Source organism: Kitasatospora sp. NPDC057223, from assembly GCF_042669755.1.
Taxonomy (GTDB): Bacteria; Actinomycetota; Actinomycetes; order Streptomycetales; family Streptomycetaceae; genus Kitasatospora.
The window spans coordinates 1-17,607 of sequence record NZ_JBHUWW010000091.1 but is presented as its reverse complement, the minus strand read 5'-3'; the positions used below and the strand labels follow the sequence as shown (position 1 = coordinate 17,607).

19 protein-coding genes are annotated in these 17,607 nt (G+C 73.3%); 7 read left to right on the top strand and 12 right to left on the bottom strand.

Annotated elements, in window-relative coordinates; genetic code table 11:
* Positions 1–4 precede the first annotated feature (4 nt).
* Positions 5–199: a pentapeptide repeat-containing protein gene (locus ACFUK0_RS27285; protein ID WP_380254768.1), complete on the top strand. Its 195-nt coding sequence runs from the start codon at positions 5–7 to the stop codon at positions 197–199.
* Here the strand turns inward: ACFUK0_RS27285 and ACFUK0_RS27280 are convergent.
* The 5 genes from ACFUK0_RS27280 to ACFUK0_RS27260 all read right to left on the bottom strand — a co-directional run bounded on the left by ACFUK0_RS27280 (position 153) and on the right by ACFUK0_RS27260 (position 5,327).
* Positions 153–1,076 carry a hypothetical protein gene (locus ACFUK0_RS27280; protein WP_380254736.1) on the bottom strand — a complete coding sequence of 308 codons (924 nt, stop codon included), beginning with the start codon at positions 1,074–1,076 and terminating at the stop codon, positions 153–155. The genes ACFUK0_RS27285 and ACFUK0_RS27280 overlap by 47 nt on opposite strands.
* Positions 1,073–1,810, bottom strand: a complete 738-nt coding sequence (locus tag ACFUK0_RS27275) for a hypothetical protein (protein ID WP_380254734.1) — start codon at positions 1,808–1,810, stop codon at positions 1,073–1,075. The genes ACFUK0_RS27280 and ACFUK0_RS27275 overlap by 4 nt, the downstream gene beginning before the upstream one ends.
* Positions 1,811–2,116: 306 nt before the next feature.
* Complete coding sequence (locus ACFUK0_RS27270; protein WP_380254732.1) at positions 2,117–2,800, bottom strand: hypothetical protein; 684 nt, start codon at positions 2,798–2,800, stop codon at positions 2,117–2,119.
* Positions 2,801–3,299: 499 nt separating this feature from the next.
* A complete protein-coding gene (locus tag ACFUK0_RS27265) occupies positions 3,300–4,187 on the bottom strand; it encodes an LLM class flavin-dependent oxidoreductase (RefSeq protein WP_380254730.1) in 888 nt (295 codons plus the stop codon).
* A gap of 216 nt (positions 4,188–4,403) precedes the next feature.
* On the bottom strand, positions 4,404–5,327 hold the full coding sequence (locus ACFUK0_RS27260; RefSeq protein WP_380254728.1) for a serine/threonine-protein kinase: 924 nt from the start codon (positions 5,325–5,327) through the stop codon (positions 4,404–4,406).
* A gap of 116 nt (positions 5,328–5,443) precedes the next feature.
* Between ACFUK0_RS27260 and ACFUK0_RS27255 the strand changes: the two genes are divergently transcribed.
* The 3 genes from ACFUK0_RS27255 to ACFUK0_RS27245 all read left to right on the top strand — a co-directional run bounded on the left by ACFUK0_RS27255 (position 5,444) and on the right by ACFUK0_RS27245 (position 7,666).
* The gene (locus ACFUK0_RS27255) at positions 5,444–5,959 is read left to right on the top strand and encodes an RNA polymerase sigma factor (protein ID WP_380254726.1); all 516 of its coding nucleotides are present in this window, start codon (positions 5,444–5,446) and stop codon (positions 5,957–5,959) included.
* On the top strand, positions 5,956–6,849 hold the full coding sequence (locus tag ACFUK0_RS27250) for a hypothetical protein (protein ID WP_380254724.1): 894 nt from the start codon (positions 5,956–5,958) through the stop codon (positions 6,847–6,849). The genes ACFUK0_RS27255 and ACFUK0_RS27250 overlap by 4 nt, the downstream gene beginning before the upstream one ends.
* Positions 6,850–6,943: 94 nt before the next feature.
* On the top strand, positions 6,944–7,666 hold the full coding sequence (locus tag ACFUK0_RS27245; RefSeq protein ID WP_380254722.1) for a hypothetical protein: 723 nt from the start codon (positions 6,944–6,946) through the stop codon (positions 7,664–7,666).
* A gap of 57 nt (positions 7,667–7,723) precedes the next feature.
* Here the strand turns inward: ACFUK0_RS27245 and ACFUK0_RS27240 are convergent, their stop codons facing one another.
* On the bottom strand, positions 7,724–7,912 hold the full coding sequence (locus tag ACFUK0_RS27240; protein ID WP_380254720.1) for a hypothetical protein: 189 nt from the start codon (positions 7,910–7,912) through the stop codon (positions 7,724–7,726).
* Positions 7,913–8,049: 137 nt separating this feature from the next.
* Positions 8,050–8,625 carry a DUF6083 domain-containing protein gene (locus tag ACFUK0_RS27235; RefSeq protein WP_380254718.1) on the bottom strand — a complete coding sequence of 192 codons (576 nt, stop codon included), beginning with the start codon at positions 8,623–8,625 and terminating at the stop codon, positions 8,050–8,052.
* A 182-nt stretch (positions 8,626–8,807) separates the two neighbouring features.
* Here ACFUK0_RS27235 and ACFUK0_RS27230 point away from each other — a divergent pair, with 182 nt between their 5' ends.
* Together ACFUK0_RS27230 and ACFUK0_RS27225 are read left to right on the top strand one after the other, a co-directional pair.
* Complete coding sequence (locus ACFUK0_RS27230; RefSeq protein ID WP_380254716.1) at positions 8,808–9,215, top strand: hypothetical protein; 408 nt, start codon at positions 8,808–8,810, stop codon at positions 9,213–9,215.
* A gap of 98 nt (positions 9,216–9,313) precedes the next feature.
* Positions 9,314–10,291 carry a hypothetical protein gene (locus ACFUK0_RS27225; protein WP_380254714.1) on the top strand — a complete coding sequence of 326 codons (978 nt, stop codon included), beginning with the start codon at positions 9,314–9,316 and terminating at the stop codon, positions 10,289–10,291.
* Positions 10,292–10,355: 64 nt separating this feature from the next.
* Here the strand turns inward: ACFUK0_RS27225 and ACFUK0_RS27220 are convergent, their stop codons facing one another.
* On the bottom strand, positions 10,356–12,017 hold the full coding sequence (locus ACFUK0_RS27220; protein ID WP_380254712.1) for an LCP family protein: 1,662 nt from the start codon (positions 12,015–12,017) through the stop codon (positions 10,356–10,358).
* Positions 12,018–12,134: 117 nt separating this feature from the next.
* Entirely contained in the window at positions 12,135–13,091 is a 957-nt protein-coding gene (locus tag ACFUK0_RS27215; RefSeq protein WP_380254710.1) for a hypothetical protein, read from the bottom strand.
* A 248-nt stretch (positions 13,092–13,339) separates the two neighbouring features.
* On the opposite strand from ACFUK0_RS27215, the gene ACFUK0_RS27210 reads away from it, so the two are divergent.
* Positions 13,340–14,191, top strand: coding sequence for an HAD family hydrolase (locus ACFUK0_RS27210; protein ID WP_380254708.1), 852 nt, complete (start codon positions 13,340–13,342; stop codon positions 14,189–14,191).
* A gap of 47 nt (positions 14,192–14,238) precedes the next feature.
* On the opposite strand, the gene ACFUK0_RS27205 is transcribed toward ACFUK0_RS27210, so the two are convergent.
* The 3 genes from ACFUK0_RS27205 to ACFUK0_RS27195 form a co-directional block, all read right to left on the bottom strand.
* Positions 14,239–15,606: a cytochrome P450 gene (locus ACFUK0_RS27205; RefSeq protein WP_380254706.1), complete on the bottom strand. Its 1,368-nt coding sequence runs from the start codon at positions 15,604–15,606 to the stop codon at positions 14,239–14,241.
* A 191-nt stretch (positions 15,607–15,797) separates the two neighbouring features.
* The gene (locus ACFUK0_RS27200; RefSeq protein ID WP_380254704.1) at positions 15,798–16,697 is read right to left on the bottom strand and encodes a phosphate ABC transporter ATP-binding protein; all 900 of its coding nucleotides are present in this window, start codon (positions 16,695–16,697) and stop codon (positions 15,798–15,800) included.
* A gap of 25 nt (positions 16,698–16,722) precedes the next feature.
* A partial coding sequence (locus ACFUK0_RS27195) for a sortase (protein ID WP_380254702.1) occupies positions 16,723–17,607 on the bottom strand: 885 nt, incomplete at its 5' end.

The window sequence follows — 17,607 nt, the reverse complement described above, 5'->3', positions numbered from 1 at the left end:
CGTGATGGCGGAGACCGCAGCCGGAGCGGGGACAGGAACAGGGGCAGGGGCGACAGGCGGGGCGGGGGTGGCAGGCACGGTGTTGTCGGGCACGGTGTTGTCAGGTGCGGTGTTGTCAGGTGCGGTGTTGTCGGCCGCGGTGATGCTGTCGGTCATGCTGACGCTCCAGGACGGGCGAGCCGGTCGAGCTGCGCGGTGAAGAGGCTGACGATCTTGTCCTTGGGCAGCAGGGCCACACCCTCGACGTCCATGATGACGAGCAGGTCGCCCTCGGCCGCCGAGCACTCCAGGTAGTCGATCGGCGCTCCGGGCTCGACCGGCATCAGGTAGCAGTGCGCCTCCGGGTGGCCCGGGATCTCGGGGCCGTTGCGGAAGATGCCGCTGTCGCCGCCGAAGAACGCGGTGTACTCGTTCTCCTTCTGCACCTCGTCCTGGTTGAACTGGCGCAGCTTGATGCTCACCACCAGGTCGCTCGCGGACGTCTTGAAGGTCCGGACCCCGGTGCCCTTCACGTGCAGTCCGGTCCAGAACTCCCGCATCTTGGCGCGCTTGTCCGCCGGAAGGTCCTTGAGGCCCTCGTCGATCTCGGCGGTGAGCTGTTCGGCGGTCAGCTCGGCGTCGTTGCCGTAGTTGTCGTAGTCCGGGCCGAGCACGAAGCCGGCCGGAACGGGGATCAGCAGGTCGCGGAGCGAACCGAAGTGGTTCCCGTTCGACTTCGCGCCGAACGCCGGAGCGGTCGGCGCAGCCGTCGGCGTCGGCGCGGCGGCAGGCCCCGCGGCCGCAGCCTCGGTCTTCGGGGTGGAGCCGTGGTACCCGAGCTCGACGATGCCGACACCGATCACCACGCCCACCAGCGCGGCGGCCACGGTCACCCCGGCGGCCCGCAGCAGGCGCCTGCCCGGACGGCGCGGGCCGCCCGGGCGTGCGGGCAGCTCCGCCGGGCCGGCCTCGGCTTCGGTCCCGCCTTCGATCCCGCCTTCGGCTTCGGTCTCAACTACGGGGGTGGGCGGTGCCGGCTCGGACGGCGGGGCGGCGGCCTCGTCGGACGGGACGGGGCCCACGGTGGTGTCGCTCATGCCAGCCGCTCCCACTGCTTCTTGGCGAGATCCTTGAGTTCGGTGGCGTCGGCCTTCTGCGGTGCGAAGATCTCGACCCTCATCACCACGGTGCCGCGCCGCGCGAGGGCGTACGCGTAGTAGTACTTGTCGGTGCTGTCCGCCCAGGTGGTGGACTGGGTCGCCACCTTGTAGACACCGTTCACCCCGTCCGCGAACGGCTCGGTCGCGAGGGAGTCCTTCACGTTGGTGATCGCCCCGCTCGCCTCGTCCGGGCCGAACTGGGTCAGCGTCACCCGGTACTTGGTGCCGCCCTTCTCCCAGTCGACGCCCGCCGCCCGGCGGAAACCCTGCTGGTTGAGGCTGGTGAACGTGGTCTTCGACGCGCCCGAACGGTCCGCCAGATCACCGATGGTGAGCCAGCTCGGAGTGTCCGGGTTGTCGCCCCAGGCCTCCGTCCCCTCCGGCCGGGCGATCACCAGCTTGGTGAGGTCACCGTCGATGCCCAGCGGCTTGGGCGCGGCATCGGCGACGGCCTTCGGGTCGGCGATGTCGGCCGGGTAGCGGGGCAGCGCCACCTGGAGCGGCGGCAGCGGCGTCGGCGGGCGCTGCGCCTGGATGCCGTACCCGACGCCACCGCCCAGCAGCGTGCCGAGCACGAGCGCGGACGACAGCAGCAGGACGGGCCGGGGCCTGCGGCGCCGGCGGACGGGTGCCCCGGCGGGCGGCTCGCCGGCCGCCAGCAGGTCGGTCACCGGGACGCCGGCCCCGGGCACTCCGGCTGCCGGCGGCTCGACCGGCGCCGGCTCCGGAGCCGACCCCGACCCCGGTTCCGGCATTGCGGAAGGGGCGGAGCCGGCCGCGGCCGATCCCGGGGCGGCCCAAGGGCTCACCTCGGCCGGAGGCGCGGCGGGCGGTGCGGACAGCGGTGCGGCAGGCGGTGCGGGCGGTGCGGGCGGTGCTTTGACGAGGGGGACGGGAGACGCGTCGGCCGGCGTCTGCCCCTCGGGCTCGGTGCTCACGGAGTTGCTCCAGAAAGTGGGAGGGAAGGGGAGCGGGGCTCAGCCGCCGGAGGACAGGCGGTCGACCTGGCGCTTCATCACGTCCGTGAGCAGGGCCTTGTCGAGGTCGCCCTTCACGTCGATCTCGACCTCGATCTGCACGTCGCCCTTACCGGCGACGCCGATCATCTCGCCGGTGAAAGCCTTCTGCTTGGGCTTGAACAGGAAGCCCCGGCCCCCCGCGACGCCGCCGATGTCGAAACTCTCGTCGGCCTTGGTGTAACCGCCGCTGCCGATGAACTCCGTCGTGTTCGAGGCGGAGGAGAAGCGCGTCAGCCGGACGAGGACGTCGGCCTTGCCGTCGGCCGTACGGTACGTCCGCTCGACCGATTCCTTGAAGCCGTAGGAGTCGAGAACGGAAATAATGTCCTTCTGCCCGTACGCGACCACGAGTTCCGGGTCGCTCAGCTGGTATCCGTCGGCCGAACCGAAGGACTCCGCGTTCTCCGGGACCGGCACGAAGAAGTACCGCAGATCGCCGCCGTGGGTGTCCCCGGCGACGCTCCCGTGCAGCGTGGTGGCCGGCCGGGGCGCCGGGGCGGGCGCCGGAGCCAGCGTCAGGAGCGGCGACGGCGAGGCGGTCGCGCGCGGCGCGGCAGCCGGTGCCTGGACGGACCCGACGGTGACCGGGCCGGCCTCCGGCTTGCCGACGTTGACGGTCACAGCGGCGCTGGCAGCGGTCACGGCGAGCACCGCGAGCGTGGCCAGCACCACGCCGACCGGCCGCGGCCGTCGGGCCGCCGGGGTCGTCCCGGTCCCGGTCCCGGTCTCTGTCTCGGTCTCGGTCTCCGAAGCAGGCTCTGACGCTGTGACGGACGCGGCGTCGGGAACGGGATCGGGGTCGGGAACGACGTCGTTCCCGGCCTCGGGAGCGGACGTCACATCGACCGGATCGGCGGACGGCGCATTTTCGGGCGCGGGCAAGGGATTCCCCCATGAATGTGTGAAAGGGCCGCGTGCGCGCCCTCAACAGGCCACCCCCGAGGCCCCTCCAGACCGACCGCCACGCGTGTCAGCAGGAATTATGAGAGCCGACGCTTCCCCCCGCCAAGCGAGTTAACCCACACACATCACACAAATGCTCAATCAATCGGACACGCCGTGATCGAACCGCAACGAGAGCGCCCCGGCCGTTCGTCCTCCCCGTACCCGCCCAGGGCCGGGAGCGCCCTCGCCCGCAGCGTCAGCCCAGCTGTGCGAGGCCTTCGGTGGCGATCCGTTCGAAGACGGTGAGGTCGTTCTCGAAGATGGAGTCCGGCACCGGCCAGTGGATGACCACCTCGGTGATACCCAGCTCCCGGTAGCGGCCCGCCCAGTCGACGAAGGCGTCCAGCGAGGCGAGCGGCCGCTCCGCCGTGGAACCCTGCAGCAGCACCTTCTCCAGCGTCGCCACGTCCCGGCCCTGCGCCTCGCAGGCGGCCGCCAGCTTCGCCAACTGCGCCTCGATCACGGCGGGCGCCTGCTCGACCGGCACGTCGGCCGGCCCCCGCGCGTCCCCGTACGTGACCCAGCCCTGCCCGTACTCGGCGGCCAGCCGCAGCCCGCGCGGGCCGGTGGCGGCGACGTAGAACGGCACGCGGGGCCGCTGCACGCACCCGGGGATGTTCCGCGCCTCGACGGCCGAGTAGTACCGGCCCTCCTCGGTGGTGGCGTCCTCGGTCAGCAGCCTGTCCAGCAGCGGCAGGAACTCACCCAGCCGGTCCGCCCGCTCCTTCGGCGTCCAGGCCTCCTGCCCCAGCACCGTCGCGTCGAACCCGTCCCCGCCGGCCCCGATCCCCACCGTGAGCCGCCCGCCGGAGACGTCGTCCACCGTCAGCAGATCCTTGGCCAGCGTCACCGGATGCCGGAAGTTCGGCGACGTGACGAGCGTCCCCAGCCGGATCCGCTCGGTCGCCGTCGCAGCGGCGGTCAGCGTCGGAACCGCCCCGAACCAGGGCTCCTCCCGGAAGGACCGCCAGGACAGGTGGTCGTAGGTGTAGGCCGCATGAAAGCCGAGGTCCTCGGCCCGCCGCCAGATCTTCTGCCCCTCGCTCCACCGGTGGATGGGGAGGATCACCGTGCTCAATCGCATGGGAACGACCCTACGGGAGTCCCGTCCGCCTCCTCGGGAACGGAGCCACTCGCCCGGTTGCTGCCGGATCTGTTCACCTGGCGGATCGAACACGTTCTGTGAACCGCGCTTCGGTCCGCCCGTCCGGTGACGAAGTGAACCGGGGTCCTTCACGGTTCTGCGGCCGGATTCCGCTCCAGGACACGACCGCCGGTGCGGACCGGCTCCCGGTCGGACTCAACGCTGCAGCCAGCTCAGCAGGGTCGTCGCCGTGAACACCGTGCCCGACGCCAGACAGACCGCGCGCGGGGTCAGCCACCCGGGGCCGTCCCGGACAGGCCCACAGGGCTGGGACGGCGGCACCGGAGCCAGCAGTGCGTCCGCGAAGGCCTGGGCCGTCGGCGGGCGGTCGGCCGGCTCGACGGACATCGCGGTCCGCAGCAGCAGGGCGACGTTCGGTGGGAGCTCCGCTCCGGCCGGGAGCACCGGCAGCGTCGAGGCGGTCCGCTGGTCGGTCATCAGGGCGGTGGCGCGCCCGCCCGAGCCGAACGGCTTCTGCCCGGTCAGCAGCTCGTAGGCCACGACGGCCAACGCGTAAACGTCGGCTCTCCCGTCGATCCCGCCGGTCTGGAAGGCCTGTTCCGGTGCCATGTACGCGGGCGTGCCCGTGGTCACCGTCAGCCCGGATGCGTCGGCCAGGTGCTTCACGCTGCCCAGATCCGCGACCAGCACCGCGGCGGGCGCCGGGCCGCCGGCGAGCAGGAGGTTGGACGGTTTGACGTCGCGGTGCACCACGCCCGCCTCGTGCAGGACCTGGACCGCGTAGCCCGCCTCCGCGGCCAGCCGCAGCGCCTCCTGCGGGTCGCACCGCCCGACCCGGTCCGCCAGGGTGCCGCCGCGTACGTAGTCCATGACGAAGTAGGGCCGGTCCTCCTGCACCCCGACGTCGTGCACCCGGACCACCCGCGGGCTGGCGATCCGGCGCAGCAGCCTCGCCTCCGTCAGGAACCGCTCGCGCACGTCGGCGTTGGCGGCCCAGTTCTCGGCCAGCACCTTGACCGCGACCTCGGTGTCGAGCTCCGGGTCGTAGGCCTTCCAGACCGTCGCGAAGGAGCCGGCTCCGAGCCGCTCCAGGAGGAGGTAACGGCCGAGCTTGTGCATGTGGCAGCATCTTGCCGGAGTCGGGGGGAGTACGGAACTCCCGTTCGGCGAATGGGATGCCAGGCGGGACGAAACGGGGGATCCGGGTGTTCGAGGAAGGTGAGCTGGAGCGGCTCGTGACAGCGGCTCAGGCGGGGGACCCGGGGTCGATGGAGTACCTGCTGGCCAAGCTGCGGCCGGTGGTGCTGCGTCGCTGCTCGCGCTTCCTGCCCCACCACGCCGATGCGGAGGAGGCCGCGCAGGACGCGCTGCTGTCCATCAGCACGCACCTCGGTGAGTACGGCGGCCACGGCTCCTTCCTGGGCTGGGTGACGGTGATCGCCTCGAACGCCGCCCGGTCCACCTACCGCTCGATGCGCCGGCGCGCCGAGGACAGCCACGCCGACCTCCCCGAGTCCGTCGACCCGCGCACCACCAGCGTCATCGCCGGGACCCGGCTCGACCTGATGGAGGCGCTGGCCGCGCTGGAGCAGCAGCACCCCGCCCTGGTGGAGTCCTTCGTGCTGCGCGACCTGGGCGACCTGACCTACGTCCAGGTGGCCGAGGAGCTGGACGCCCCGTTGGGCACGGTCAAGGACCGTATCCACCAGGCCCGCCGCTTCATGCGCGAGCGCCTGGTCACCGGTCTGTGAACGGCGGCCCCGCGGCGGGCGGCGGCCGCGCCGTCGTCCGGCTCCGGTCCGCCGTCGCAGCCCTGGTAGCGGCCGCCGCGCTCGGGCTGGTGGCCGGCCGATTCGTCCTGCCGCCGCCCCCCGGCGCCACCGCGCACCCGGCGGCGCGGTCGGACGCCGCGGTCGGCGGGGCATCCCCGGGCGCGTCCGCTCTCGCGACGCCCGGCGTGTCCGGTCCGACGCCCACGTCCCCGGCCTCGCCCACGTCCTCGACCTCGACCTCGGCCTCCGGCTCCGCCTCGCCGACCGGCGCGACCGATGCGACCGGCGCGACCGGGCCGATGACGACCGCGAACCTTCTGGCACCCTCGGCGTTCGGCCCGGACGTCGGCATCGGGCCGATCCACGTCACCGACCGGTACGGCGACGGGGTCTACAACTCGTCCTGCTCCGGCGAGGAGAGCCTCACCCAGACCCTGGGCGGGCCCGATACCCACTTCCGCGAACTGCTGACCGGCCCCCGCACCGACCCGGGCGACCCCACGCCGGCCGCAGACCGGGCGCAGCAGGTCGCCCGCGAGGTCGCGGCCGAGGCCCCGAGCCCTTCCCTGGCGCAGAACCTCGCCGAGCGCCTGCTGCTGGAGGAGGTGCCCTGCCAGGAGGAACCACCAGGGCACTGGGTCTACGGACGGACCACGACGCTGCGGCTCGCCCCGGACGTCACCGCGAACTGGCTGGGCATGTACCAGGGGTCCCTCAACACCACCGGTACAGCGCCCGAGGGCAAGGAGCCCTGCGGCGGCATCGCCGTGCTGCGCAGCGGCAACCACTACGGGGTGCTGGAGGTCGGGGCCTGCCTGGGGACGGCCGCGATGGACCGCGTCATCAGGACCGCTCTGTCACAGCTGTGAAACAGCCGGTCAGGGCTCCAACTTTCCCTCCACCCGCGGCATCTCCCCGGTTGTACGAGGACGCAGCAGGCGTCCCGACCAGCAGGGGGACCAGATGACCGAGAACCAGGCCGTCCAGCAGAAGTCCGTTCGCCGCAACCGGGTCGCCGCCGCGGCCTGCTTCGCCGCCGCACTGATCGCGGTCAGCGTCGTCGGCACCCAGTCGGCCACCGCCGACGGGGCCGCGCAGGACGCCGCGCACCGCACCGCGGCCGCCGCCGACCCGGTCACCGCCGCCCGCCCGACGGCGGTCGCGGCCGGCGCGCCCGGACTCGGCTCCGCCGACCTCGTCCAGAGCGAGGACTTCCGGCGGGGCCTGAACCCGGTCGGCGCGACCATTGCGCTGGCCGGACGGGAGGGCCTGTCCGCGTGCTCCGGCGAGGAGACGATGCGCGACCTGACCAAGGGCAGGGCCACCGCGTACGCGTCCGTGAACTGGACCTTGGACACCGACGGCCTGCTGATCGAGTCGGCCGCGAGCGCCCCCACCGGGGCCGAGGCCGCCACCTGGGAGAAGCAGCTCGTCGCACTCGTCCAGGACTGCCAGGACGAGCCCGCCGGCCACTGGTACTACGGCGCCGCCCACACCCTGACCGTCACCGGGGGCACCGCCCGCTGGTACCCGGTCTACAGCGGCGACGGCGTCGCCGGCGGCGGGGTCGCGGTCCTGCGCAGCGGCACCAGGGTCGCCATCGTCGAGCTCACCGGCCGGCCCACCGACGCCCCGGCCGACGTCGAAGGCATCGCCACCGCAGCACTGAACCGCCTCTCCTCCTGAACGGCGGCCCCCGCGCCGCCCGCGCCGCCGGGCGGAGCCGGCCCCGGACTTCGACCCTCACCGAGACCCTGGAGGCGATCCGCGCGCGCCGGCAAGCAGGGCGTCTCCTCCTACATCGAGGAGGCCGTACAGCGACAGCTCCGGCGCGAAGCCATCGACGAGTACATCGCGGCCGCGGAAGCCGAGCACGGGCCGGTCGAGCCGGCCGAGGTGGCGGCCAAGGCCGAACGCGTCCGCGCGCACCACGCCGCTCATCGTGCAGACGCCGCTCCGGCAGACGCAGCATGAGCGGCACCCTGTGGGCGAACGGCGTACGAGGATTCGAGTTCCTGAGAGGGCGGTCCGCGCCCGGGCCGGAGTGCAAGGTCCCCTGTCCGGGGCGGCTACGCCGGGCGGCGGGCGTGGCGGTTCCAGAGGCTGAGCAGGGTGGGGGAGTCGTGGGGGGCGGGGCTGCTGGGGCAGGTGTCGAAGTGGCTGATCCGGCAGGTGTCGGTGGGGTTGGCGGCGCGCAGGTTGACGGCGGTGCCGTCGCCGGCGATGCGCCAGCGTCGGCCGGTCGGGACGGATCCGGTGGGCCAGTCGCCGGGCTCGATGAGGACCCACCTGCCGTGCACGGTGGGGTGCCAGAGGGACGGTGCGCCGCAGTGGCGGCAGGTGGTGTCCCGGCTGCTGCCGGTGCCGAGGGCGGCGGAGCCGGTGGTGCGCTGGGCCGGTACGAGAGTGGTGGCGGGTGCGCCGCGGTGGGTACGGGCGGCTTCGTCGAACGCTCCGGCCAGGGCCTCGCCGAGGGAGACCGGCTCGCGGTCGGGGCGCCGGGTGAGGGCCGGTGCGCAGGAGGTGCAGCTGGCGATGCCGAGGGCGGCGGTCCACCGGGTGAGCTGCCTGCCGCAGCTCTCGCAGGGCGGCAGGGCAGTGCCGGTCGGTTCACGCTCGTCGTTGCGGTAGCGAGGTGCTGGCATCGGACTTCCTGCGGACGGGGTTGCCGAAGTGATTCCTGCCCAGATCCTTCCAGGTGATGCCTCAGCTCGGGGCGAATCGGTCACAAGCCACCCTTCGGGGCACGCCCGGGGGCCGCCCTGCCGCTGCGACATACGGAGAGGGGGTATCGTCGGGCGCGGCGGACCCACCGAGGACGGACCGGATGGCAGCAGGGGGCAGCGGTACGGCAGGCGGCCGGGCGGCAGCCCGACTGCTCGTCCTGTGTGCCGTGTTGGCGGGCCTGTTCCTGATGCACGGGACGCCCGGCGCCGCTCGTGGCTGCCACGACCCGGCACGGACGACCGCCGCCCATGTCACGGGCGCAGCCCCCGGCCACGCGGCGCACCCGGCCACCGGAGCGCTGCGGGCCCACGGCGACGCCACCCTCTGTGTGGCGACCAAGAGCCGGGACGGCGTGGCCCTGCCCGCTCCCGGCCCGACGGTCGCCGGAATCCTGCCCGTCCTGCCGACCGCCCTGGCCAGGGGTTGCGGGCGGCACGTGGTCGGCCCCCGGGGGCCGCCCGCCGCCGGGCGACGGCTCCTTCTCCGGGTGTGCGTCGCGCGGACGTGAGCGGGCCGCACCGGACTCCCCGAGGAGTCCGGTGGCAGCGCCCTGCCCACCCGCGCGCCGCCGCCCCTGGCCGCGCCCACTCGAAAGACGCCACCGCGATGTCCGTTCACCCGCGTACCCGTACGCACACCCGTACCCGTACCTCGGCCCTCCTCGCCACCGCAGCCGCCCTGGTGGTCGCCCTCACCGCCTGCGGCTCCCCGGCGGGCGGCATGCCCGGCATGTCGCACAACTCGGGCGCCGCCGAGGCCCATGACAACCACGACAACCCCGACAACCACGGCGGCAACAGCAGCCACGAGAACCACAGTGACCGCAGCAACCCCGGGACGGCCGGCGGCCTGGCCTCCGAAGAGGGCGGCTACCGGCTCGACGCGGCGGCCGGCACCCTGCCGGCGGGCACCGCCACGGACTTCCGGTTCACGGTGAGCGGCCCGGACGGAAAGCCCGTGACGGCGTTCGCCCTGGAGCAGACGAAGCTGCTGCACTTCTACGCGATCCGCGCCGACCTCACCGGATTCCAGCACCTGCACCCGGAGTTGGCCGCCGACGGCACCTGGACGGCGCCGCTCGCGGCGCTGGCCCCGGGCGGCTGGCGGGTGTACGCCTCGTTCACACCGGACAGCGGGCCCGGCCGGGGCACCCCCCTCGTGCTCAGCCGCACCGTGACCGTGCCCGGCGACGCCGCAGCCGCCACCGCCACCGCCACCGCCACCGCCACCGCCACGGTCGCGCCCACGACGACCGTCGACGGGTACACCGTCACCGTCGAGGGCGTCCCGAACGCTGGCACCGCAGGCGAGTTGAGGGCGACGGTGAGCAAGGACGGCAGGCCGGTCAGCGATCTTCAGCCGTACTTGGAGTCCTACGCCCACCTGACCGCGTTCCACGCCGGGGACCAGGCCTTCGCCCACCTCCACCCGGAGGCGGCGGCGAAGGACGGGGCCGGCACCGGCGGTCCGACGCTGTCCTTCCACGCCGAGCTGCCGGCTGCCGGTGACTGGCGGCTCTACCTGCAGTTCCAGACCGCCGGGACGCTGCACACCGCCGCCGTGGACGTACGGGTCACCGACTGACACGGGCGCGGTGCCCCGGCCGGACGGCCTCGCCCGTCCGGCCGGGGCGCCGCCGAGAGGACGGTCAACCGCCGCTTCCGTAACTGGTGTTGGAGCAGATGTCGTCGTCGGCGGAGCGGGCGTCGTCGGTCACGCTGGTGGGCAGCGGGGGCGGTGCCGCCGTGGTGGTGTCGGGGGCGCCGGTGGCACCGGTGGCGGCAGTGGCGGGGGCGGCGTAGTCCTTGCCGAGGGTGAGGCTGATGCCCGCCGACTTGCCGGGGGCCGTGGTGGCGCCGGGGAAGAGGGCGGCGACCCGCTCCGCGTCCGCCTTCTGCCCGGCGCCGTACTCGACCACGGTGGTGGCGTGGGTGGCGGACGCGGCGCTCGCCGTTCTGCTGACGGTGAAGCCGGCGGCCTGAAGCGTCGCGGAGGCCCTCCCGGCCGTGCCGGGGACGGTGGTGCCGTTGTAGACGGCGACCTTGACGGCGCTGTTGTCGGCGCTGGGGGCCGGTGCAGCGGAGGGCGACGGGGGAGCCGTCTCGGCCGCGGTGTCGGGTTGTTGGCCGGTGGCGTCCTGGCCGTCGATGGTGCGGTCGGCCTTGATGGTGGCCCACAGGTTGTCGACGGCGGGGTGGGTGAGGAGCAGGTCCTGGTCCTTGCCCCGCTGCTGGTAGTGCCAGCTGGGGGTCAGGAACTTGAGGTCGTGCAGGTCGATGTTCTTCATCGACAGGGCGAACGAGAGCAGCTTGGCGGCGCTGTCGAGGCCGGGGTCGACGGTCATCGAACCGGTGGCGGCGTTGGCGAGCGGGAGCAGGTTGTCGGGGTTGAGGCCGTTCTTCTTGACCTCGGAGACGAGTGAACTCATGAACGCCTGCTGGCGCTTCATCCGGCCGATGTCGGAGCCGTCGCCGATGCCGTGCCGCAGTCGTACGTAGTCGAGGGCCTGCTGGCCGTTGACCCGCTGCTTGCCCGCCGGGAGGATCTGCTTGCCCTTGCGGCCGAGCTTGGGGTTGATGTCGCCCTCGTAGACGGCCTCGGGCAGGCAGACGTCGACTCCGTTGACGGCCTTGGTGATGGCGGAGAAACCCTGGAAGTCGACCTGGATGGTGTGGTCGACGCGGATGCCCGTCAGCAGTTCGACGGTGTTCTGGGTGCAGGCCGGGTTCCCTTGGTCGGTGCCGCCGACCGAGAAGGCCTCGTTGAACTTCGTCGCGGGCCGCTCCTTGGTCCACTTCCCGTTCGGCAGCCTGCACTTGGCGATCGTCACCAGGGTGTCCCGGGGGATCGAGAGGCCGATGGCGTGCTTGTGGTCGGCGTAGACGTGCAGCAGGATCGTGGTGTCCGAGCGGGCACCGCCGTCCTCGCCGCCGCCGAGGTCGCTGTTGCTGCCGCCCCGGCTGTCGGAGCCGATGAGCAGGACGTTCACGGGCCGGTTGCCGTCGGCGTCGGCGGGTGCCTCCGGCGGGCGGTCGGTGGCGATGCCGCCCGGGTCGAAGGCGTTGATGCTGCTGTTGATCAGTAAGTAGGCCGCGCCGCCGGCGGCGACGGTCAGCACCAGGGCACCGGCCGCCGTCCAGACGGCGATCTTCTTGACGTTGCGCTCCGGCTTGCGGCCGCGGCGGGCTCCGGCGCGGCCGGGGCCCCCGCTGCGGGGCTCGGGGACGCCCGGTGGTGGCGCGGTGCCCGTCCCGGTGCCGCGTCGCCGCCTGCCGTCACCGGACGGGCCCCCGCCCCACTGAGCCGACACATGTGCACCTTTCACCGACCGGCGCAGCGACCCCACGCTGCGTACGGGAGAGTGCCGCGCCGGGCGACCGGCGCTGGGAGCACTCTCCCATACAGATGCCGGGCGGACTGGCGGATGTTACGCGCACGAATCCCCGGCCGGGGCGGTCTCTTCGGGGAGTGGTTCGGTGAAGATCCAGTGGTCGGGCGGGAGGAGGGGGTTGTCGCGGATGTGGCGGCAGTCGCCGCAGAGGCCGTCGGGGGTGGGTTCGGGGGTGGTGAGGGGTCGGTCGCAGGTGCGGCATTCGGGGTGGTCGGCGAGGGGGCGGGGCGGTGCGGGGAGGGTGTGGGGCGGGGGTGGGAGTTTGGTCTGGAGGCGGTGGGTGAGCAGGCCTGCGGGGCAGCGGAGGTCGGCGGGCAGGCCGAGGGTGGCGGCGCTGATGATCTGGCCCTCGGTGGCGCCGTTGGCGAGCCAATCGTCGATGAGGGGCGCGATGGTGGCGCGGTCCCTGGCGCCGAGGATGAGGCGGTGGTCGGTGGCGGCGAGGTGGTGCAGGACGGCGGCGGCGGCCGGGCCGGGCGGGGGTGGCGGTGCGGCCGGGGTCCGCTTCGTGCGCACGGCGGCTGTGGGCGCGGCCTCCGGGGGGTTGGGTACTGCTCCCGTAGTAATAGCCCCCGTAGGGGTGGTTCCCGTCTTCCCGGGTTCCGGATTCCCGGCCGCCGGAGAACGCCGCTGGGCTGGGAGGACGGCCTCCCGGACGGGGGCGGGAGCGAGGATGGTGTCGGGGGCGGGCATGTCGGCGCGGGGGCGCTCGTAGAGGTCCGTGGTGGACAGGACGCGGCCGGTGTCGGGGTCCGGCGCGGTCTCCACGAAGTAGTAGCCACGGGCCTTCAGCTCCCGCAGCCCGGACGCGACGGCGTCCCGCCCGGTGGGGCCCTCGGCAGCCAGCGTACGGACGTTGACGACCCGTCCGTCCCGGCGCGACAGCATGCGCACCAGAATGCCCAACGCGTTGAAACTCAGCGTCGGGTCCTGCAGCGTCTTGTTCGACAGCACCGTGTAGTCACGCTTGTGCGCGATACGATGAATCTGCATTTGGGAGCTCTCTTCTCCTGATGTCGGACCCCGGGGTGTGTCAGCACCGCCGGGGTCAAACTTTGAGTAGTCGTACTGATACGGACGGTAGCGCATATCGCGGGCCGATCACCCGCCCCCCGAGGTGAGTTCACCCTCAGGAGTGGCCGGCCTTTCGATCTCTTCCGGGACGCGCCGGGCCGGGACGGAAACCGGCAGATCCTGCCCGGATCAGTGCCCTCCCGGGGCCGGTGAGCGAAGATGGACCGGTGACCACCACCCCGGGCCACCCGAAGCCCCGTACCCGCCTGATCGCGACCGACCTGGACGGCACCCTGCTGTGCTCCGGCGGCACCGTCTCCGTGCGTACGGCCGCCGCACTGGCGGCCGCCGACGCCGCCGGCGTCCAGGTGGTCTTCGTCACCGGGCGCCCGCCCCGCTGGATGCAGCAGGTCAGCCCGCACGTGGGCGGCCACGGAGTGGCGATCTGCTCGAACGGCGGCGCGATCGTCGACGTCCGGCGCGGCGAGCTGCTGGAGACCTTCCCGCTGAGCGTGGACGACGCCCTCGCGGTGATCACCACGCTGCGGGCCAAGCTGCCGGGCACGGCGTTCGCCTTCGAGTTCCCGGGCGGCTTCGCCCGCGAGGCCGGGTACGAGGTGCGGATGTGGGGTTCGGACGAGAACCACCCCGTCGGCCCCGCCGAGGAGCTGCTCGGCTCCGACGGCGCCGTACGCGGCCTGTTCAAGCTGCTCGCCAAGCACCCGGACCTCGACCCGGACAAGTTCCTCTCCGAGGCCCGGTCGGTGGCCGCGCACCTCGCCGAGATCACCCGCTCCAGCCCGATCCCGCTGGTGGAGATCAGCGCGCGCGGGGTCACCAAGGCCAGCACGCTCGCGCGCTGGTGTACGGAGCACGGGATCGACCGCAGCGAGGTGGTCGCCTTCGGTGACATGCCGAACGACCTGGAGATGCTGGCCTGGGCCGGTACGGCGTACGCGGTGGCCAACGCGCACCCGGAGGTGCTCGCGGCCGTCAGCCTGCACACCCTGAGCAACGAGCAGGACGGCGTCGCCACCGTCCTGGAGGGCCTGCTCGCCGCCGACGCCGCGTCCGCCTGAGACGGGCGGGGCCGGAGGAGCGCTGCAGGCGTCCGGCCGGAGGAGCCCTACAGACGTACGGGCAGGGCGGTCAGCCGCCGGCCGTCCGGCACCGGGGCGTGCTCCAGCTCCTCGACGGCCCCGGCGAGGGCCAGGCCGGGATGGCGGCCCAGCAGGGCCGCGAGGGCGATCTGCGCCTCCTGGCGGGCGAGCGCCGCGCCGAGGCAGTAGTGGATGCCGTGGCCGAAGCCGACGTGCTGCTCGCCCTGGCCGACCGGCTCCCGGGTCAGGTCGAGCCGTGCCGGATCGGCGTGCCGGCGCGGATCGAAGTTGGCCGCCACCAGCACGAGCCGGACGAACTCACCGCGCCGGATCCGGGTGTCCCGGAAGGTCAGGTCCTCCGTCGCACAGCGCAGCCTGGTCATCTGGACGGGGCCGCACCAGCGCATCAACTCCTCGACGGCGCACGGCCACAGGGCCGGGTCGCGACGCACCAGGGCGAGCTGGTCGGGGTGCGAGAGCAGGGCGGCCGTACCGTTGCCGATCAGGTGCGCGGTCGTCTCGTGACCGGCCAGGACGAGCATCAGGACCATGGTGACGGCCTCGTCGTCACTGATGCCGTCACTGATGCCGTCACCGCTGCCGTCGACGCTGCTGCCGTCGTCACTGCCGCTGCCGTCGCCCGGTGCGACGAGTTCGCTGAGCAGGTCGTCGGCGGGCTCCGCCCGCCGCTGCGCGACCAAGTCCTTGATGTGCCGGATCAGTTGCGGCGTCGATGCGCGCAGCCGGTCGGCCTCCGTACTGAGCAGGTCGGCGCTCCAGTCGCGCCACAACTGCCGGTCGGCCTCGGGGATGCCGACGAGTTCGCAGATGACGGTGATCGGCAGCGGGTACGCGAAGTGCTCGATCAGGTCGACGACCCCGTCGACGGCGTGCCCCGGCAGGGCGTCGATCAGCTCGGTGGTGATCCGCTCCACCCGGGGGCGCAGGGCCTGCACCCGGCGGGCGGAGAACGCCCGCGTGACGAGAGCCCGCAGCCGGGTGTGGCCGGGCGGGTCGGTGTCCAACAGCGAGGTGAGGAAGTAGCGGTGGACCTCCGCGGGCAGGCCCGACCGCTCCATCGCGGCAGCGCGCGGATCCTCGCCCGAGTGGCCGGGTACGGCGGCGGGGGCGTTGACGAACCTCTGGTCCCGCAGCAGCTCGCGGACGTCGTCGAAGCGGGTGACCAGCCACACCGGCGCGTCGTCCGGCATCCGGCCGCGGACGATCGGGCCCTGCTCGCGCAGCCTGCCGTAGCCGGTGACCGGGTCGGCGAGCAGCGCCGGATCCATCACGTTCGGCTCACCGGGGTGCTTGCCCACGTACGCACCCGGCCCGGCCGGGGCCTCGCGCGCGGGCGGAACGGCAACGGTGGCGTCGGCGGCGGGCGTGGGCATCGTACGGCCCCTCTCATCGGGTCTCGTCGGGTCTCGGCGTGTTTCGTCGGGTCGTCCGAGAACTGATCCACCCGGACCAACGACAGTCGCACAACGGGGGTAACGGTCCAAACGATCAGAAACCGTCGCGTCACGAACGCAAAGCAACCCCGGTCGGCCGGGCACCCGTCCGGCCGACCGCACACCGGGGCCTAACCGAAGCGGCCGTTGACGTAGTCGGCGGTGCGCTGGTCGCGCGGGTCGCCGAAGACCTCCTCGGTGGGGCCCGCCTCGATGATCCGGCCGGGGGTGTCGTGGGTGGCCAGGAAGAACGCGCAGGACTGCGAAACGCGCTGCGCCTGCTGCATGTTGTGGGTCACGATCACGATGGTGAGCCGGCCGCGCAGCTCCGCGATCGTCTCCTCGACCCGCCGGGTGGAGGTCGGGTCGAGCGCGGAGCAGGGCTCGTCCATCAGCAGGACGTCCGGCGAGACGGCCAGCGAGCGGGCGATGCAGAGGCGTTGCTGCTGGCCGCCGGAGAGCGCGCCGCCGGGGGTGTGCAGCCGGCCGGAGACCTCGTCCCAGAGCCCGGCCCGGCGCAGGCTGGACTCCACCAGCTCCTCGCGCTCGTCCTTCGAGACCTTGATCCCGGCCAGCTTCAGCCCGCTCGCCACGTTGTCCTGGATGGACATCGCCGGGAACGGGTTGGGCCGCTGGAACACCATGCCGATCCGGCGCCGCACCTCGGCGGGCCGGCGGCCGTGCCGGTAGACGTCGTCGCCGTCCAGCAGCACCTGGCCGGCCAGCGACGCACTGCGGACCATCTCGTGCATCCGGTTGAGGATCCGCAGGTACGTCGACTTGCCGCAGCCGGACGGCCCGATCAGCGCCGTCACCTCGCCGGCCGGCATGCCGAGCGAGACCCGCTCCAGCACCTTGTGGGAGCCGAACCAGGCGGAGACGTCCCGGGTCTCCAGCCCGGCCAGGCCCTCGGCGGGCCGGTGGTCCACCGGCGGTACGGGCGGCAGGGTGAGGGTCGTCTCGTTGGGGCCGGCGGCCGGAGCGGTGCGGGCCGTGGGGAGTTCGGCGGTCAGGTTCGGGGCGTCGGTCATCGGTGCGGTCCTCCGGGCGGGCGCGTCAGTAGAGGTTGGGCAGCAGGGCGGCGGCGTTCTCGTACACGCTCCAGAGCACCGCGCCGAGCACCGGCGCCAGGCTCAGGTAGGCGGCCGAGCGACGCCAGTAGCGGGCCGCGACGGTGGCCGCCACGACGACGCCGAGCAGCGCGAGCGTCCAGAGCTGGAGTGCGGCGAGGGCGCCCTTGTCGGCCGCCAGCGCCTTGTCGTACGGGATGTAGGCGGGCCGGCCGCCCGGGTTCGGCTGGGCGTCGCCGTCGAGCCTGGCCCCGATCAGCACGGTGCCGTCCGGGATCCAGCCGGAGTCGCCGGTGACCAGCACCAGGCGGTTCTGTGCCGGGTCGGTGATCGGCCGGTCCGCGCCGCCGTACACGTTGACGGTGTAGGTGAACCGCCCCTGCCCCGTGGTCGCCTCGATCTTGTCGCCGACCCGCAGCTCGGACAGCCGGGCGAACGGCGCGCCGAAGCTCGCCCCGCGCCCGAACAGCACGCTCACGCCCTGCTGGCCGGGCAGTGCCGTGTCCCGCCGGTGGCCGGGGCCGCGCATCAGGTCCCGGCCGGTGGTGCCCTCGACCACGACGGCCTGGTGCAGGCCGATCGCGGGGATGTCGATCAGGGCGACCGGCGCGCCGTCGGCGGCCGCCCCGGTGGGGGCCACGGCCTTGGCGAGCTGGTCCCGGAAGGACTTGTAGGAGGTCGACTGGAAGTGCCGCTCCTGGAGGTGCGAGAAGGTGAAGAGGTAGCCGACGAAGCCGGTCAGCAGGATCGCCGCCAGGCTGACGGCCCAGGCACCGAGCAGGAACCGGCGCCGCCCGGCCGAGCGGGCGGGCGCCGGGCGCCCGCCCGGGCCCCCGGGCAGCGCGGACGGTGGCGGCGGCGCCTGCGGGGC

Coding starts and splice junctions, on each gene's coding strand:
- ACFUK0_RS27285 (WP_380254768.1), top strand. CDS start 5: ATGGCGGAGACCGCAGCCGGAGCGGGGACAGGAACAGGGGCAGGGGCG.
- ACFUK0_RS27205 (WP_380254706.1), bottom strand. CDS start 15,606: ATGCCCACGCCCGCCGCCGACGCCACCGTTGCCGTTCCGCCCGCGCGC.
- ACFUK0_RS27225 (WP_380254714.1), top strand. CDS start 9,314: ATGTCCGTTCACCCGCGTACCCGTACGCACACCCGTACCCGTACCTCG.
- ACFUK0_RS27280 (WP_380254736.1), bottom strand. CDS start 1,076: ATGAGCGACACCACCGTGGGCCCCGTCCCGTCCGACGAGGCCGCCGCC.
- ACFUK0_RS27265 (WP_380254730.1), bottom strand. CDS start 4,187: ATGCGATTGAGCACGGTGATCCTCCCCATCCACCGGTGGAGCGAGGGG.
- ACFUK0_RS27200 (WP_380254704.1), bottom strand. CDS start 16,697: ATGACCGACGCCCCGAACCTGACCGCCGAACTCCCCACGGCCCGCACC.
- ACFUK0_RS27215 (WP_380254710.1), bottom strand. CDS start 13,091: ATGCAGATTCATCGTATCGCGCACAAGCGTGACTACACGGTGCTGTCG.
- ACFUK0_RS27230 (WP_380254716.1), top strand. CDS start 8,808: ATGGCAGCAGGGGGCAGCGGTACGGCAGGCGGCCGGGCGGCAGCCCGA.
- ACFUK0_RS27245 (WP_380254722.1), top strand. CDS start 6,944: ATGACCGAGAACCAGGCCGTCCAGCAGAAGTCCGTTCGCCGCAACCGG.
- ACFUK0_RS27235 (WP_380254718.1), bottom strand. CDS start 8,625: ATGCCAGCACCTCGCTACCGCAACGACGAGCGTGAACCGACCGGCACT.
- ACFUK0_RS27260 (WP_380254728.1), bottom strand. CDS start 5,327: ATGCACAAGCTCGGCCGTTACCTCCTCCTGGAGCGGCTCGGAGCCGGC.